Source organism: Paenibacillus solani (assembly GCF_050475945.1).
In the GTDB taxonomy this organism is placed as follows: domain Bacteria; phylum Bacillota; class Bacilli; order Paenibacillales; family Paenibacillaceae; genus Paenibacillus_AQ; species Paenibacillus_AQ solani_A.
This window is the reverse complement of record NZ_JBCMXJ010000016.1, coordinates 404,370-419,789: the sequence shown is the minus strand read 5'-3', so window position 1 is coordinate 419,789 and position 15,420 is coordinate 404,370. Positions and strand designations below refer to the sequence as shown.

The 15,420-nt window shown below is 45.7% G+C and carries 12 protein-coding genes; all 12 read left to right on the top strand.

The genetic code is table 11. The features are described from left to right. Positions 1-26 precede the first annotated feature (26 nt). Positions 27-986 (top strand): Mu-like prophage major head subunit gpT family protein, encoded by a 960-nt coding sequence (locus tag ABEQ74_RS20575; protein ID WP_430123993.1) that lies wholly within the window; start codon positions 27-29, stop codon positions 984-986. An 84-nt stretch (positions 987-1,070) separates the two neighbouring features. After that, a complete protein-coding gene (locus ABEQ74_RS20570) occupies positions 1,071-1,331 on the top strand; it encodes a hypothetical protein (RefSeq protein ID WP_430123992.1) in 261 nt (86 codons plus the stop codon). After that, the gene (locus tag ABEQ74_RS20565) at positions 1,285-1,866 is read left to right on the top strand and encodes a hypothetical protein (protein ID WP_430123991.1); all 582 of its coding nucleotides are present in this window, start codon (positions 1,285-1,287) and stop codon (positions 1,864-1,866) included. Before ABEQ74_RS20570 ends, ABEQ74_RS20565 begins: the two co-directional genes overlap by 47 nt. 4 nt (positions 1,867-1,870) lie before the next feature. Next, a complete protein-coding gene (locus tag ABEQ74_RS20560) occupies positions 1,871-3,862 on the top strand; it encodes a glycosyl hydrolase family 28-related protein (RefSeq protein WP_430123990.1) in 1,992 nt (663 codons plus the stop codon). Positions 3,863-4,106: 244 nt separating this feature from the next. Next, positions 4,107-5,138, top strand: coding sequence for an acyltransferase family protein (locus tag ABEQ74_RS20555; protein ID WP_430123989.1), 1,032 nt, complete (start codon positions 4,107-4,109; stop codon positions 5,136-5,138). A gap of 87 nt (positions 5,139-5,225) precedes the next feature. Then, positions 5,226-5,783 carry a hypothetical protein gene (locus ABEQ74_RS20550; protein WP_430123988.1) on the top strand — a complete coding sequence of 186 codons (558 nt, stop codon included), beginning with the start codon at positions 5,226-5,228 and terminating at the stop codon, positions 5,781-5,783. Beyond that, positions 5,780-7,180: a hypothetical protein gene (locus ABEQ74_RS20545; RefSeq protein ID WP_430123987.1), complete on the top strand. Its 1,401-nt coding sequence runs from the start codon at positions 5,780-5,782 to the stop codon at positions 7,178-7,180. Before ABEQ74_RS20550 ends, ABEQ74_RS20545 begins: the two co-directional genes overlap by 4 nt. Before the next feature lie 12 nt (positions 7,181-7,192). After that, a complete protein-coding gene (locus ABEQ74_RS20540) occupies positions 7,193-7,969 on the top strand; it encodes a hypothetical protein (RefSeq protein ID WP_430123986.1) in 777 nt (258 codons plus the stop codon). Positions 7,970-8,031: 62 nt separating this feature from the next. Next, positions 8,032-8,703, top strand: coding sequence for a hypothetical protein (locus ABEQ74_RS20535; protein WP_430123985.1), 672 nt, complete (start codon positions 8,032-8,034; stop codon positions 8,701-8,703). A 65-nt stretch (positions 8,704-8,768) separates the two neighbouring features. After that, entirely contained in the window at positions 8,769-10,406 is a 1,638-nt protein-coding gene (locus ABEQ74_RS20530) for a hypothetical protein (RefSeq protein WP_430123984.1), read from the top strand. After that, entirely contained in the window at positions 10,403-10,798 is a 396-nt protein-coding gene (locus ABEQ74_RS20525; RefSeq protein WP_430124252.1) for a transglycosylase SLT domain-containing protein, read from the top strand. Before ABEQ74_RS20530 ends, ABEQ74_RS20525 begins: the two co-directional genes overlap by 4 nt. 12 nt (positions 10,799-10,810) lie before the next feature. Then, the gene (locus tag ABEQ74_RS20520) at positions 10,811-15,286 is read left to right on the top strand and encodes an LPD38 domain-containing protein (RefSeq protein WP_430123983.1); all 4,476 of its coding nucleotides are present in this window, start codon (positions 10,811-10,813) and stop codon (positions 15,284-15,286) included. The last annotated feature ends 134 nt before the right edge of the window (positions 15,287-15,420 follow it).

Here is a 15,420-nt window from a genome sequence, read left to right as displayed (position 1 = left end):
GGGTATTCAGAGAGGAGATATAAAATATGCAAACAGCACTTCGTTGGGATCCGCGAGTATTGGAGCCTGTATTTAAGGAACTCTATTCGCTTGAAATGAAAAATAAAAAGGACTATATTCCGCTCCTGTATAACGTAACGACCTCCACTAAGCCATTGGAATCCTATGAAGGGATCGGCGGCGAGGGTCTGATGGAAGATTGGAAACATTCGAATAACCAGGTTTACTATGAGGACATCGATGAACTCTGGCAGAAGATCATCAAGAACCGCAAGTTCTCCGATGGTCGTATCATCGAACGCGACTTCATTGATGATCTTCAGTTGACCGAAATTAAACGCCGTATTGCTTCTCTTGCAGATTCTGTTTACAAAACCCAGCAGCTTCAAGCTGTTGAGTTCTTGGTGAACGCCTTTTCGGCAACAGGGCCAAACTGGCGGGGGCGTATTGACAGTTATGTCGGGCCAGATGGTAAGCCGCTTTGCGCAGCGGATCATCCGTACAGTCCAACGAACAGCACCGATGTGCAATCTAACCTAGGTGATAAGCCTCTGAATATCGACTCTTGGGATGAGACGGCAGTCGCTATGCAAGAGTGGGTCGATGATAAGGGTAACACCATGGCCGTCATCCCGGATACGCTTATTGTTGCACCTTACAATGCTCGCGCAGCATTCAAAATTGCAGGCTTGCCAGATTCGGATCTGCCGAAGTATGAACCTGGAAGCAATAACTTCGACGCCAACATGTACATGGGAGATATCAATGTTATTGTTGATCCATTTATCAAAGCTAGCCATCGTAAAAACTGGTTCGCCGCTGATTCTGCACGGTTGAAGCAGTTCAATATCTGGCAGTGGAGACGGAAGGTCGAGAATGGTACGATGACAGATTTCGACACCGAAGCCACTAAACACAAGGCAATCGGACGCTGGGGATATGCTTTCCTCAACTATTCCTTCATCTACGGTCATAACGTCAAGTAGATCATAGCGACAAGCAGAGGGGGCTTTGGCTCCCTTTCCTTGTTTTAAGCATTCGTACCCGAGTTTTTAAAAGAAGGAAAGGAGATGCTTATGTATCGGGATGAACTTGATGCACTGAATGCAATTCACTTGGAACAAAAAAGGACGAATGAGCTCTTAGAGAAATTGGTATCTGAGATGCTGGAGCCGAAGGTAGATCCAGCGCCAGCAGAACCACTAGAGCCAGTAGAATCACCAGCACCGTCAGCACCAGAACCAGCAACAATTGAGCCTATCAATGGGGAGGAGGCTGCCGACAATGCTGCTAAAGGACGTGGTCGAGGAAATCGCGGAAAAGGTTCCTAATTACCTGTCTCCCGCTTCCATTGTCCGGAAGGTGACGCAGGTCCGGGATCGGCTGCTAAGGCAATCAGGCGGAGCTCAGCAGCAGGCTGATACGGTGTGTACCGCTATTGACTTAACTGCGGGTCAATCGCTGTATACACTTCCTTGTCCTCCAGGCAATGTGGTGGATGTAGATATGATGTGGGACGAAGAGTGGCGGAGGATCCCGCTTCGACAGTTCCATCAGCGATCAATGAAGCCATATTACTATTTCCAGGCAGGGACGATCGGACTGGTGCCAACTCCGGAACAAGACTGTGTAACGGGCTTGAAAATATTTCATATCCCTGTGCTGCCTGAATTGAGATTAACGGATATGAACGGGCCAACCGGCTTCGATCCTGATTACGACATGGTGCTGGTATATGGCGTCTTGCGTGAGATTACTAATGGCAGAGATGCACAGGAATATGACGCTAAGTATCAGGAGCTCCTGAGTGGTTACCAATCAGCTAATTCAGGCTGGGAGCGATACGAGGTAAAGGAAAGATGGTGAGATCATGAGTAGTAGATTTCCTTGGCGTGATACGAGTGAAGATATTGCTAAGCAAGGTCATCCACAATGGGAAACACCAGGCGGGGCACAGCAAAAGGCAGATAAGGCAGAGAAGAATGCGAAGGATTATTCTGATTCTAAGTTATCGGCTCACATCGGAACTGGTGGATCAGCACACGCGCTTGCAGTTCCAAGCGGCAAGGCTGGATTTATTTCTGGTTCTGATCAGGCAAAGTTGAATGGGATCAAGCCAGGGGCCGAAGTGAATCAAAATGCCTTTTCGAAAATAAACGGCATACTCGCTTCAGTAAAGGAAGACACCCTAGATATTGAAGCCGGTGTAGGCATCACGATCACACCGGATCCAGCTAATAAAAATGTAAGGATTACAGCAACCGGAACTTCTACTCCTGGACCACATGGCATTGAACATGCGGGTGATGGGACAGATCCAATTCCTGAAGCGACGGAGACGGTGAGTGGGTTGATGAGTGCAGCCGATAAGGTTGAACTCAGAGAAACAGCCAAAGGTCTTGAAGAAGTTACTGTGCAGTTGGCGGATATTGCGATTAATGTTAAGCAATACGGAGCTAAAGGAGACTGGAATGGTGCAACAGGGACTGATGATGCCTCTGTAATTCAATCAGTTTTAGATATGTGTTCTAATGATGGTGGGGGGCTTGTATCTTTACCCGATGGTCGTTACTTCGTAGCAACTAAAATAACCGTGCCTTCCAATGTTACGTTAGCCGGATGGTCATTGGGCTCAAATGTAAATAATGCAAATGTTGAAATTATCGGGGCTGCTTCGCTCCCGATTGTTGTTGAATTGAATGGTGGGGTAGTGAGTGCCCAAACATCTCTCAGAAATATATCAGTTACAAGAGAACCAGGGGCGATACCTCCAGGGTCGATAGGAGTTAAGGTGGCATCGACAGACTATTCATCGTTGGTAGATGTTAATATACACCAACATGCCATTGGTTTGGAAATCACTGGGCAACTATCATGTAATGCTGAACGTGTTGTGATTTACTCTGTAACAGAAGCTTACACTTCACTTGAGAACACACCGCAAATAACATTTAAGGATTGTTCATTTGGTCGCAATGGTGGGGAAAATGGGATTGGCCCGGCGATTGATATGATCCGTATATTAAACGGAATAGATACATTGTCGTTTATAAGATGCCAAATAAACCCGACAATAACCGGAGTCCAAAATGCAATACATTTTAAAGGTTATAATAATCCGAATGGCTACTTTTATTTTACATCGTGTCATATTGAAAATATGCATACGATCATCTCGAGCGACTCACTGACTAGCGTAATACCGAGGGTCATTTTATTAGGTTGCACAGTAAGTAATTTTGTCAATAATCCTTTTATAGATTTAGATCCGGCCACTGATGTTTACGAATGGAATATATCAAGTTGTATTATCACAGGCACCACAACATTTACAAAAGGAAGTGCCGTAAACATAACAGGGAATCGTTTTTCAGGTGCTGTGTTACTAGATATGGAATCCGCAAACATTACAGGTAATACTTTCAACACTGGAGTTACTTTGAAGGGTGTATGGGAAAATCTAGTGTTTGCGAATAATGTTTTTGACGGTCCGGGTCAAAAAATAATAGATATGTCTACTGGAAACAAGAGCATCTTTGGTAACAGTTCGGGAAATGGGTACATCAACAACAATATACTTCCAGGTGATTTTTTACGGGTTGGTTCAGGGTTATCATTCGCAATTAAACGCTATACAGGCACATTAGATGCATCTGGTGCAGTTAGCATTCCCCATGAGATCATAAGCGGACACCATTCTATAGTTATTGCTCAAGCGTTTTATAAGGGTGGGGCTGGTGGAGAGATGCGACAAATGAACATCAATTATATAGATGGCGCAAACGTAGTCATCTCTGGAGGTTCAGTAAATGCTCCTTATCGATTGACGCTTATATTCAGCGACAATAAATCGGAATGGTAGTTATGAAATCAACAATTGGACGATATAGTACTCAGATGTTTAAAGTCACTGCTGAATATTTGCTGTCAATGGATGGAGGAGCCACAATATACCTGAAAGGTGCTTGTCGGTTAGATAGTACGGTAGAACTATATAGGGTGTATTCTCTCATAAACTATGGTAGCGATATTGCGGTTATTATTTTCTTTTTATCGATGTCGGGGTAGAATGGTCCCAGTATAGATAAAAAGGGGCTGAAGCCAATATGAGCGTGAAAAAATTCGGGTGGATCGATTTTCTTAAAGGGCTTTCTATTTTAGCTGTTGTTTTTGATCACTTGTTTGGGATAGTCTATCATAATCAATCTGTTCATCTACTGACAGAGTTTTCAGTAACAGCCTTCATTTTCTTGGCTGGGGTAACATCGGTGATATCAATTGAACGTAATAAGATGTCTTTACGGGATTATCAAATAAGAAGAGTCAAAGGAGTATTGATCCCATATCTTATCGCGACAGCTATATATGTATTTGTCAATCTTCATTATAATTTTGATTTGAAGGTGTATTGGAACGCGTTACTGAATTTCAATGCATCCGCACCATTTTATTTCATAGCTTTTTTTATTCAGTTAGTAATAATTGCTCCTTATCTTTATAAATTGCTGGTAAATAAAAGGATATGGTTTCAATTACTAAGTTTAATTATTGTTTACCTTATTGCTAGATTATTCACGCATAACAGTGTAATAGGTGAAATATACGGCGGGGGAGGTAAATTATTAGGGGGATCATATCTTTTTGTTTTTTTCTTGGGGATGTTGACATATATGCTATATAAAAAACACTCGGATATTTTCAACAAGAATTACGTAAATGTTTTATTAATGATTGTTTCGATAATTGCACTCGGGGTTGTATATTTTACTGGATGGTTAAATTTAGGGTGGACCAACCCTCCGAACAAATATACTATTATTTATTCTTTGAGTGTAATGGTTTTTGGCTTTTCATTGTTTATGCTTCTAGCAAAATGGAGAGTGTCCAAAACATTCTTGTCCATGTTTGAAACCTTGGGGAAGTATTCGTTATATATATTCCTCTATCATTGGCTGGGTATTGACTATGCTAAGGAATTGATTGGAGTTGCAGAAATTAATTTCTTCAATACGATCTGCCTCTTTGTATTTGCTGTTGTTTTCCCTACCATTATAGGTATGTTAGTTAAATACCGTTGGAAAATCGTCAACAACAAAAAAATATTAGGGTGGGTTTTAGACACCAACATATCCAAATGACATATTTAATTTGGATATGTTGGACGAAAACTGTGCAATAAGTAAGAACATAATGCAAGTGTTAATTGCTATGAAAGGAGGCCTGTTATGAACATTGCAGAGATCATCACCCAGGCAGATATTCTTGTCCCGAATGAAGTCATGTCAGCTGATAAGGTTATCCATCTGAATGCGATCAACCAAGACTTCTTCAATGTTGTAAAGATACCAAAGATATCTTGGTTCATCTGTTCGCCTGATCAAGTCGAATATGATTTGCCTCAGGATGTCCGCCAGAAGAATATCGATAAGGTGATCATAGGGATGTTTCAATATCTCAGCCTTAATTCAGATGATGTGACGCCCACCCAAAATGTATATTCTTTTGATGACCAATCTCATACGCTTTCCTTGTTCCCTGCACCCTATACGGACCTGCAGGGATTTTTGCGCTATCGTCGGATCGGGACAACGGTATTCACAGCAAACAACCTGAACGCCGTACCGGATGCCCCAGAGGAATACCACTGGACGTACATCCCAGCGCTAGCAGCTTATCTGGCTCATACCCAGGACGATAGTGTAAAGGCAGCCAACTATGAGAGCCAGTACAAGGCAGCGTGGAATGTGGCAGCACAGAATTATCAAGCAGGTGATTCAGGATGAAGCCAGTCCAATATTATCAGCCTAATTACCAGGCGCTTCCCGGAATATCGCAACCGATCCCCATCCGTGATTTTAAGGGCTTGAATTCGTTTGATGCTCTATCTATTCCGGATAGCTTTTTCACCGATATGCAGAATATGACGAGTGATGATTACCCGGCCGTTTCGACACGACCGGGTTATTCTATTCTAGGAACCTTTGGATCAAGAGTTCTAGGGATGGGAGTGTGGAAAGACCGTGAGCTGCATGCCGTATTCAATGACGGAACTTGGAGACGATGGAACGGGTCATCCTGGTCTACCTTGGCAACTGGCCTGAGTACTTTGGCCGATTGGTCCTTCACAAACTTCCAGGGGGACCTGCCAGATGTGAACCTGATTGCCTGTAACGGAGTGGATCCAGTGAAGAAGTATGACGGAAGCAGCGTGTCAAACTTGAGCGGCGCACCTTCTAACGGGAAGTACATGACCACATACCAGAACCGGCTTTGGTGTGCGGTGGATAATGAGTTATGGGCTTGTGCGCTGGATCAGCCCGATCGATGGGATAAGTTCACTGGAAACAAGGATGACAGCTACCGACGTCAAATGGAATCCACGCGAGGCGAGCAAATTAATATGTTGACTGGGAGTCTGACCAAATTGACGATTGGCATGCCGAACAGCCTGCATGAGCTCTATGGCGCCTTGCCAGAAGACTTTACTACCAAGCTGATCACCGAGGACATGGGCGTATCTAACCATAAGAGTGCGGTCACACAAGAAGGTTTTATGCGCTTCATGCACAAGGTTGGAATCTTCGAATACGGTGGCGGCGTGTTACCGAACAAATCGTTTTCGGATGTTATCGGGAAATTCGTGACAGGGGTAACGGATACGAGTGTCGCCGGCTCTGACGGTACGAAGCTGTATTTCAACCTAACCCCTGACAGAATGCTAGTCTATGATCCTCGGCCTGGTGTACAAGCTTGGAGTTTATGGAGAGGCATACACGCCGCGCAGTTTGCGTCCATGCAAAATCAACTCTATATCGGTGATGCATACGGTCGTATTTTACGAATGGAGGGCTCTACAGACGGAGGCGATTCTATTCGCTGGTCGGCTACTACGAAGCCTTTCAATGGTGGCTCCATTGCTCAAAAGATGCGTTGGTATAAACTTTGGATGGTCGTGGAGCTTACTGGCAGCATGGAAATTCATCTTTCATCCTCGATCAGCGGAGGAGATTGGACGCTGGTCCAGTCGATTGCTGGTAGCAGCTCGCCACAAGTGCGCAGGGTCATCATACCGGTATCCAAGTTCGCACGTGAAAATTGGATCCGTGTAAGATTCTCTGGTACTGGCTGGGCTAGGATACATGAATTCACAAGACAAACGCGGCAACTGCCGCTTTATTAGGAGGTTGATGTCATGGCCTTATGGAGCGATACTCCTCGGATCAGTGCACCGCCCAATACACAAGATATCGGCCAGGTACTGTCTTATGTAAAAGACTTGGCGAATACAGTCGCAAAGATGGCGAAGGACTTGGAGTTCCTTGTGAATGGTAATCTGGATGCGAACAATATCCGAGCTAATAGTATTGAGACGAAGAATCTTAAAGCAAACTCCATTACTGCTGATAAGATCCAAGCTGGTGCTATCACAGCTGAAAAGATTGATGTTAACGAACTCTCTGCCATCTCAGCGAACCTAGGGCATATTACAGCAGGGTTGATAGAGGCAGTACAGATATTTGGGTCTTATATATCTACGAATCGTTACGGGTATCCTCGTGCAGTAATGAGTTCGGATAATGATGTGTTCGGAGTCTATAAGGATGCTAATAACAATATCACTATGGAAGCTGACTATGGTGGAGCACCAGCACAAATATATACTTCTCAAGGGATGACCAAAGCACGTATTAGCACTCTTCTAGGTACGATGTTAATTGATGCAATTAACCAAATGGAGATTAATGTAACTAATAACGGTTACTTGATACTACCTTCATTCTCAAGAATTCTAGGTAATGGCCGTAATTTAGGCGCTGAGTTAGAAGACAAAGCCTTAGCAGGAATATCAACTAATCCTTCTGGTAGCCACAACCACGGGATTCCAGACTTCACTCAGTTTAAAGATGTAAATGGTGTAATCCATACTTTCAGAGCTGCAGGAACTCATACTCACGAGCAAACTAATTAAGTATTACTAAAGATCGATATAAATGGTATAATCACACCAAATTATGACATTGAGGTGTGGTCATGAAAAAACACTTAAAAAATATAGGACTATTGTTTATCGGTTTTGTAGTCGGTGTAACAATTGCATTTGCTTCTGATATTCAAGCAGCTGCATCAAAACTATTAGGTGGAAAAGTAGCCAAAGTTATTACAGTGAAAAAAGATGGGAGGGTGATCGGGGAAGGTGGAATTATTAACGGGACTACCTATCTTCCGATTAGAACTATTGTTAATTCATTGGATGGAGTTGAGGTGGGAAGTGTGAATTCGAATGAAGTGAACTTGGTTACGAGTGAAACGGATAATGGCGAAAGTGAAGCTTCAGTGACTAGTCCAGAAGTAGATGGAAAAGAAATCGCGGATCAAGAACAAGCCGAATTAAATAGATTAACTCAGGAGAAAAACAAGAAAATTAATGAAGTGCGTACTGAAATAAGATCAATTAATAAGCAAATTGAAGACGCTCAGTTTAAGATTAAAATAGAAGAAACCACTGCTTATAAGTCAGCAAAAATGATGGTCGAAAATTATGAGAATGGTCTCGGTGGATCAGCATCAGAGAATGATTACAAAATCTACAAAGCAGAATACGATAGAATGAACAAAGAAAAACAAGAGGCAGAAACATCGCTTTCTGGTTTGAAAAGCAAACTCGCCGACCTCGAATCACAATTGGCTAAATTGCAGAATTAAATAATACTATACGAAGGACCTTCATCTGAGGGTCCTTTTCTCATGCAAAGAAATGGAGGTGTGTTATGGCAACCTATGATTACGGCATTAGGCAAGGGCTGAATAGCAAAGGCGTGGATAACGGTCGGATCGGCTATTCCAATGGTTACGTCACAGTAGATGGTAAGAATTTCATGAAAGCTGATTACAACAACAAGGGTACGACATACTCCAATCAGCAGAATTTCAATAACGCCTGGAACAGCTTCAACCCTGGTAGCTCTATGAGTATGCAAAAGACAACAAGTCCGTTTGTTCAGGCAGCTACGAATGTAAAGAGCAACCCGCAGCCTGCTTATACGCCATACACCAGCCCGACCGAAAACACATTAAACCGGATGAACGATTTCATCAATAATATGAGCGGCTTTCAGTTCAAAGCACCAGACCCCTTCGAATATAATCCGCAGTCTGATCCGGCATATCTATCTCAGTTGGCAGAGGCCAAGCGGAATATCGCAGACCAGCAGGTGGACACAAATGCTGTTCTCCGGGCGCAGGGACAAGGTAAGTCGTCGTACAGTGAGCTTGTTCAGAATCAGATTGGAGATAAGACGCTGGCTAGCTTAGCGGATACACTTGTCCCGCAGCTTATGAACCAGGCATATCAGCGTTATAACGATGATGCTAACCGGTCCCTACAGGTCCAACAAATGAATTATGGTACCCAGCAGGATACACTAGCTAACCTTGGCAGTCTATATGGCTTGCAGCACCAAGAGTACTTCCAGAATCCGATCCAGGAGGCGCAGCTTACCGGAAACTATTTACCGAATGAAGCGAAGCAGGCGATCAGCAACCTACTGGATCTGAAGCGTCAGGCGGAGACAAAGGGGATGTCCCGTGAAGATCGAGCGGCTCTCAGCCAACAAGCGGATGGTATACGATCACAGCTTCAGGCATTAGGCATTGACCCAAGCTTCTATGGGGCCGATGTCCACTCCTCGAAAGCTAGTCAGAATAACCCAGCGCTTCGGACCCTACAGGGACAACAGGTAGACTTGCAACGCCAAACAGCGAATTGGGACGCAGCCCGTAACGTTTGGGATGCATCAGGACAAATGGTTAGTCCACAAACGGACTGGTCTGGTCTTATTCGCCAGACACAGAAGGGCAATGCTCCTTTGACCATGGCGGCTCAGCAGCAAGCGTTTAGTAACCAATTCACACTGGAACAGTTTGCATATCAGAAAGCACGAGACGCCATCAGTGACCAGCAGTGGAAATTGAAGTTTGATCAGGATGTAAATCAATTCGGTCTGAACTATGCTCTCCAAACGTTGTCTGAGCAGAACCAACAAGCATACCGAGAAGCACAGATCGGTCTGAGTCAGGATGATAGCGCACGTGCTTGGGCACAGCTTGATTATCAAATGGCGAATCCGTCCTCGGAAAGCTACAGAGGTCTGTCTGCTAATCAAGTATTACAGAGTATGCAGAGCTTATACACTGAACCTATTTACTCTACTGATGAGTTCGGTAATCAAACCAAGTCAGGGACTCAAATCACCAGCAGCCCCGCTAAGCGTGAACAGATGTTTCTGAATGTAGTTGACTCAGGCCTTAGTGATTTGGAAACGAACCAGATACTGAATTCACTTGGCATGACCAAGGCTGAGATCGATAAGTATATGAAAAAGTTTGGGGCTTCCTCGGGAAACTGAGTAGCCCCACCACCGCATCGAATGGTGTTGGGGCATACAAGAATTACTACAAGGCCGAGCGCGATGCCAAAGCCAACCCGAAGAACTACAATACGGCCAGTACAGCTGTTAGCAAGGCGATTCGTGATTTAGGCCTTCCGAATAGCTGGCTGCAGCCAACGCTAGAGCTCATTGCTCGTGAGTCTAGCTTTAACCCAGCCGCGAAGAATCCTAAATCATCCGCTGCTGGGTTATTTCAATTTTTGGACATGACTAGGAAGGATTACGGGGGAAGCAGTGTGAACTGGGATGATCCATACGAGCAGGCTGTGGCAGGACTGAAATATATTAAGAACCGATACAAAGATCCGGTTAAAGCGCTTGAGCATTGGGATAAGAAGAAATGGTATTAAGGCGGTGGAATGATGGCAAGCCAATTTGATTCAATACGTAACCGGACAAGGCAAGGTGAGGAGGCTAAGCAGCGTGTCTTAGATCGAGTGTATTCCCCAAGTACAGAAGAACAGGAATCCTCAACGTCTGTCTTTGACGTTATTCGCAATCGTTCCCTTGAGACCGACATGTCGGAATCCGCGGTACCTATGCTTGATATCAAACCTTCGGATCTTAATCCGTTAAACTCCTCTCTCACAAGGGGGGTCTTAGGAGATAAGGTTGCCCAGAAGACATGGGAGCAGAACAGCGGCATGGAATTCAAGCCGGTCCAAGGTCCGCCAGTACCTCCTCAGTTATCGGAATATGAGAAGGGTCTGCAGGAGATTGAAGCGAAGCGTCCAGACGGATTCTGGGGCGGTGTCTATGACTTCACTGTGTCGCCATTTGCCAAAGCGAATAACTGGATATGGTATGGCAATACCCCTGGGCAGTTTACAACTCGGGCAGTTGGAGCTGGCGGCAGTATGATTCTCGGCACTCCTTCGGCTCGTCAGGCTACTACAGGCAATCCAGTAGCAGATAAAGCAGCGGACATTACTGGTACGATCGGCGGGGTGGCTGGGTTAGCGTTTAACCCGGCCGCTGCGGGAGTTAAAGGGCAGGGCCTAATAAGTGGTCCGCTTGAAGTGGCCCGTAAAGTCATGGGCACGAATGCTGGGCAAAAGGTACAGAGAGCGGCTTCTGGAGCAATTAATTCGGCAGCTCCTCGGATGTCGGTCGCCACTGCTGACCGTCTAGCCCGAACAGGAATGGAAGGTGCGATTACAGGCGGTATTGGCGGCGTTGCGGCCGGTCTTGTCCAAGGACAGGACAGTGGCGGGGAAATCGTTCGGAATGCTGCTCTTGGTGTCGGACTGGGCGCTGTGGGAGATATGGCAATAGGCTCTTTATCCAGCCTGTTCAAGCGAAACGGGATCCCTGAAAAAGAAGTGGCCGAGATCCTTGCCCTTCCAGAGCCGCGGTCGCAGACCAGAATGCGGGAAGCTGAAGCGCGGTCACAGAATACCTATGGGGCTGATCCGATTGTCAATCCATACTCGTTTGATCTTCCAGAGGCTTCGCCAGGGCTTAGATCCCAAATGGCTAATGCTCAAACTGGACGGGCTGAGATTAAGCAGATTAACCAGACTCTGAATGAGCTGGAAAGCCAGTATGAACAGCGAGTCATTGAAGAATACAAGTACCTGAAGGAATCTCGGGACTCACGTAAAGGCGTTGAGCAGGGATCTTTGCATAGGGACGCAGCAGGAGACGTGGTCGGCAGAACCGGACGCATGTCCAATAACCCTCTTTGGTATCAAGAGTTCTATAAAGCAAATGGCAAAGTCCCGAGCAACAAGGATTTATACCAATTGGCCAGAGATCGAGTGGATAACGGTTTCCAGGATGAAAGTGGCTTTGTCCCTTCCTGGAAGCAAGAGTTTGGGTACAATGAACAGTTACAAGCCTATCAAGGTGTAAAGGATAACCTGCAGAGTAGTCTCAGGGAGATTGACCCAGCTTTGAATGTAACTGACGGACCGATTGTGGCAGAACGCTTAAAGGACTTACGGCGTGAAGGAACTCCTACTAAACCCAAGAGAGCCGTTCAAGAACCCGCACCATCGGGAGGCAAAGGGATTATTGACACTTCGGACATTCCGGAGTTCCTGCTCAGAAGGCAAGCTGCTAAGCGGCCAACTGTACCTGCAGAACCTACTCCGGTTAAAGTTGATCCGAATGCGGATCCGATTCTGCGGCCAAGTCAGTTTGAAGAGAATAGCGGTCTAGGAATATCCGCTTTCGCTAAAACCAAGCCTTACGAATCTCTGAGCAATGATACCCGCTCCCAACTGGTGACTCGACTGGATCGGGAGCCAGTTAACTTAGCTGGTGCAGCGGACCGTCTCTATACGAACCTGGTGGATGATCTTCATCCACTGAACCAGTTTGACAAGCTAGTTGAGGATGTTTTAGAGAAGCCGCTCAGCGCTGCCGAAAGTATCCATAAGCGGGCTTTGGCTACTCGTGGATCAGATATGACAGCGCGCCAAATTGTAACGGATGCTTTGGTGGATAGTGATGGAAAGGTGGTAGGCGAATCCCTGAAGGAGATTCTTTCGGGGTTGCCGAAGACGGTTCGTGGAGGCGTGAACAGCTCAACAAAATCGCAGATCCGAAAAGTAAGCAGTGACATCTATGTGGATTTTGAAGACTATCTGATAAACAAGCATGCTGTTACTCGTGCCGATCGGGGAGAAGTGGTTTTTGATCAAAAGCTAAATTGGACACCTGAATATGGTGCACAAAAGGCAGCCGAATACGAAGCTATGTTTCCGGAGTTTAAGGAGACGGCAGAGAAACTGTATGCCTTTAATAAGCAGATGGTGAACAGTTGGCTTGTCGATACCGGAATCATTTCACCGGAGCAGGCCAAAGCTTGGTTTGACGCTAACCCTTTCTATGTTCCAAATAAGCGTTATTTCACACCGCTGGAGAAGCGAAGTGGCGGGACAGGGCGTGCCAAGAAAGGTTTTGGTAACCAATCAAATCCTGTTAAAAAATATGAGAAGGCGGGATCACAGCGGAAGATCATATCCCCGATCGAGTCCATTATTGAGAACGTAGATTCGTTCGTGAAGACAGCCAAACGGAATCAGGTAATGCAGCAGGCTGTTAAACATATCGAAAAAGATCCGAAAGCGTTCGCAGATTATTTGGAGATCGTTAAACAACCCGAACGGGTGGATGATCTGACTAAGCTGTCATTGGACGGTGACGGGCTTGATGAAGTGTTGGCCCGGTTCTCAGATGACTTTGATAAAGCGATGCGCAAGACGGCACTTGATAAGGACAACATCGTTCGAGTGTTGATTGATGGTGAGCAGACGCACCTGAAGGTAAATGATCCACAGCTGCTGGAAGCCATTACAGCACTCGGTCCTAAAGCCGGAAATCTTGTGATGGATGCCATCGGATGGGTGACAAACAAAATGAAAACACTGACCACGGGTGCAAACCCTGTGTTTAGTATCACCCGGAACCTGTTTCGGGATATTCCGCATGCCTACGTTGCGTCCAAGACAACCAATAACCCGCTGCGCTTTGTAGCAGATATGGCTGATGCGGCATTCCAGATCATGCGCGATGGAGAGCTATACAAGCAATACAAGCGGATTGGTGGCGGTCACTCATCCTCAATCGCGGCAAACCGAAATCTTTTGGCTCAGAGTAAGCGGTCGGTCCTACCTAAAAGTTTACTGAAGGATCTAGGTCCACGGTTGTTCTATGGCTTGGAAAACGCGATGAATGCGGTGGAATCTGCTCCGCGATTGGCTGAGTTTAAGCGAGCATCCAAGAGTGGGTTATCTGACGATCTGAGAAGTGCCTTGTTTGAAGCACAGGATTTAACCGTCAACTTTAAGCGGCGAGGGAAAATGATTCATGAGCTCGATAAGATTTTTCCTTATATGAACGCGGCAATACAGGGATTGGATCAATTCGTCCGGCTGTATAAAAACAACCCGAAAAAAGCTGTAACAAAAGCTTTCTTAGCTCTGACGGTGCCTGGTGCTGTGATGTACGCCGTCAATCACGATGACCCCAATTATCAGAAGGTGAGCAACCGAGTAAAGGACAATTTCCTGTTAATCCCTAAAGGTGACGGTACGTTCTTCCGTATTGCCAAACCAATGGAACTCGGAACACTATTCATCGATCTGCCTGAGCGCTTGATGCAGAAATTCGCTAAGGATGATCCCGCTGCGTTCCGGGATTTTGCAGAACAGCTTCGAACCCGATTTGTTCCGCCCGGCATTTCTGGCGCGCTTAAAGAGCCTAGCTTGGACGGGTTGCTTACTGGGGTTTTAGGAGACACCATTCTTGGACCGATTGCAGACCTCTCGTCCAATACTACATTCTCAGGTGCTCCAATCGTACCAGGTTATCTGAACAATTTGTCTCCTGGCTTACAGGCTGACACAAAGACCACAGATATCGCTCGATGGATTGGTGATAAGACGTATGGGACGCCATTTGAACAGAGTCCTAAAAAGCTCGATTATCTTGTGAAGCAGTACACTGGGGTCCTTGGTCAACTTGGCCAGCCGTTGTTGTCTCCAGGCGGGGATGTCGGAAGTACGTTAACTCAACAGATAACGGCAGATCCTGTGTTCAGCAATGACATTTCCACAGAGTTTTATCGCTACAAGGAGAAACTAGATCAGGCATACACAGACCGGGATTTAAGAGAAGTGCCTGAATGGTATAGTGACCCGCTCCGGAAAGAAATGGGCAGGCTCAGCAAGAGTATGTCTGAGGTTCGCAAAGAGATCCGAGCTGTCCAGGAGGATAAGAGCTTGGGTAACAAGGCGAAGCGTGATAAGTTGCGAGAGCTCCAGGAGAAGATTAATGCCTTGGCTGAGATAGGGAACGAGTTTGCTCGTGGGAAGGTTCCGTACAAATAGGAGGTGGTGACCCGTGTAACTCTCTGACATGATTTGCATCGCGCCGTAAGGCATTTTTATTTTGCCCTCGGTTATCCGGGGGATTTTTACAGTAAGGAATATAAAAACGCCCATATGTCATGGGCGTTTTGAAA

Coding starts and splice junctions, on each gene's coding strand:
- ABEQ74_RS20575 (WP_430123993.1), top strand. CDS start 27: ATGCAAACAGCACTTCGTTGGGATCCGCGAGTATTGGAGCCTGTATTT.
- ABEQ74_RS20540 (WP_430123986.1), top strand. CDS start 7,193: ATGGCCTTATGGAGCGATACTCCTCGGATCAGTGCACCGCCCAATACA.
- ABEQ74_RS20550 (WP_430123988.1), top strand. CDS start 5,226: ATGAACATTGCAGAGATCATCACCCAGGCAGATATTCTTGTCCCGAAT.
- ABEQ74_RS20530 (WP_430123984.1), top strand. CDS start 8,769: ATGGCAACCTATGATTACGGCATTAGGCAAGGGCTGAATAGCAAAGGC.
- ABEQ74_RS20535 (WP_430123985.1), top strand. CDS start 8,032: ATGAAAAAACACTTAAAAAATATAGGACTATTGTTTATCGGTTTTGTA.
- ABEQ74_RS20565 (WP_430123991.1), top strand. CDS start 1,285: ATGCTGCTAAAGGACGTGGTCGAGGAAATCGCGGAAAAGGTTCCTAAT.
- ABEQ74_RS20570 (WP_430123992.1), top strand. CDS start 1,071: ATGCTTATGTATCGGGATGAACTTGATGCACTGAATGCAATTCACTTG.
- ABEQ74_RS20520 (WP_430123983.1), top strand. CDS start 10,811: ATGGCAAGCCAATTTGATTCAATACGTAACCGGACAAGGCAAGGTGAG.
- ABEQ74_RS20555 (WP_430123989.1), top strand. CDS start 4,107: ATGAGCGTGAAAAAATTCGGGTGGATCGATTTTCTTAAAGGGCTTTCT.
- ABEQ74_RS20545 (WP_430123987.1), top strand. CDS start 5,780: ATGAAGCCAGTCCAATATTATCAGCCTAATTACCAGGCGCTTCCCGGA.
- ABEQ74_RS20560 (WP_430123990.1), top strand. CDS start 1,871: ATGAGTAGTAGATTTCCTTGGCGTGATACGAGTGAAGATATTGCTAAG.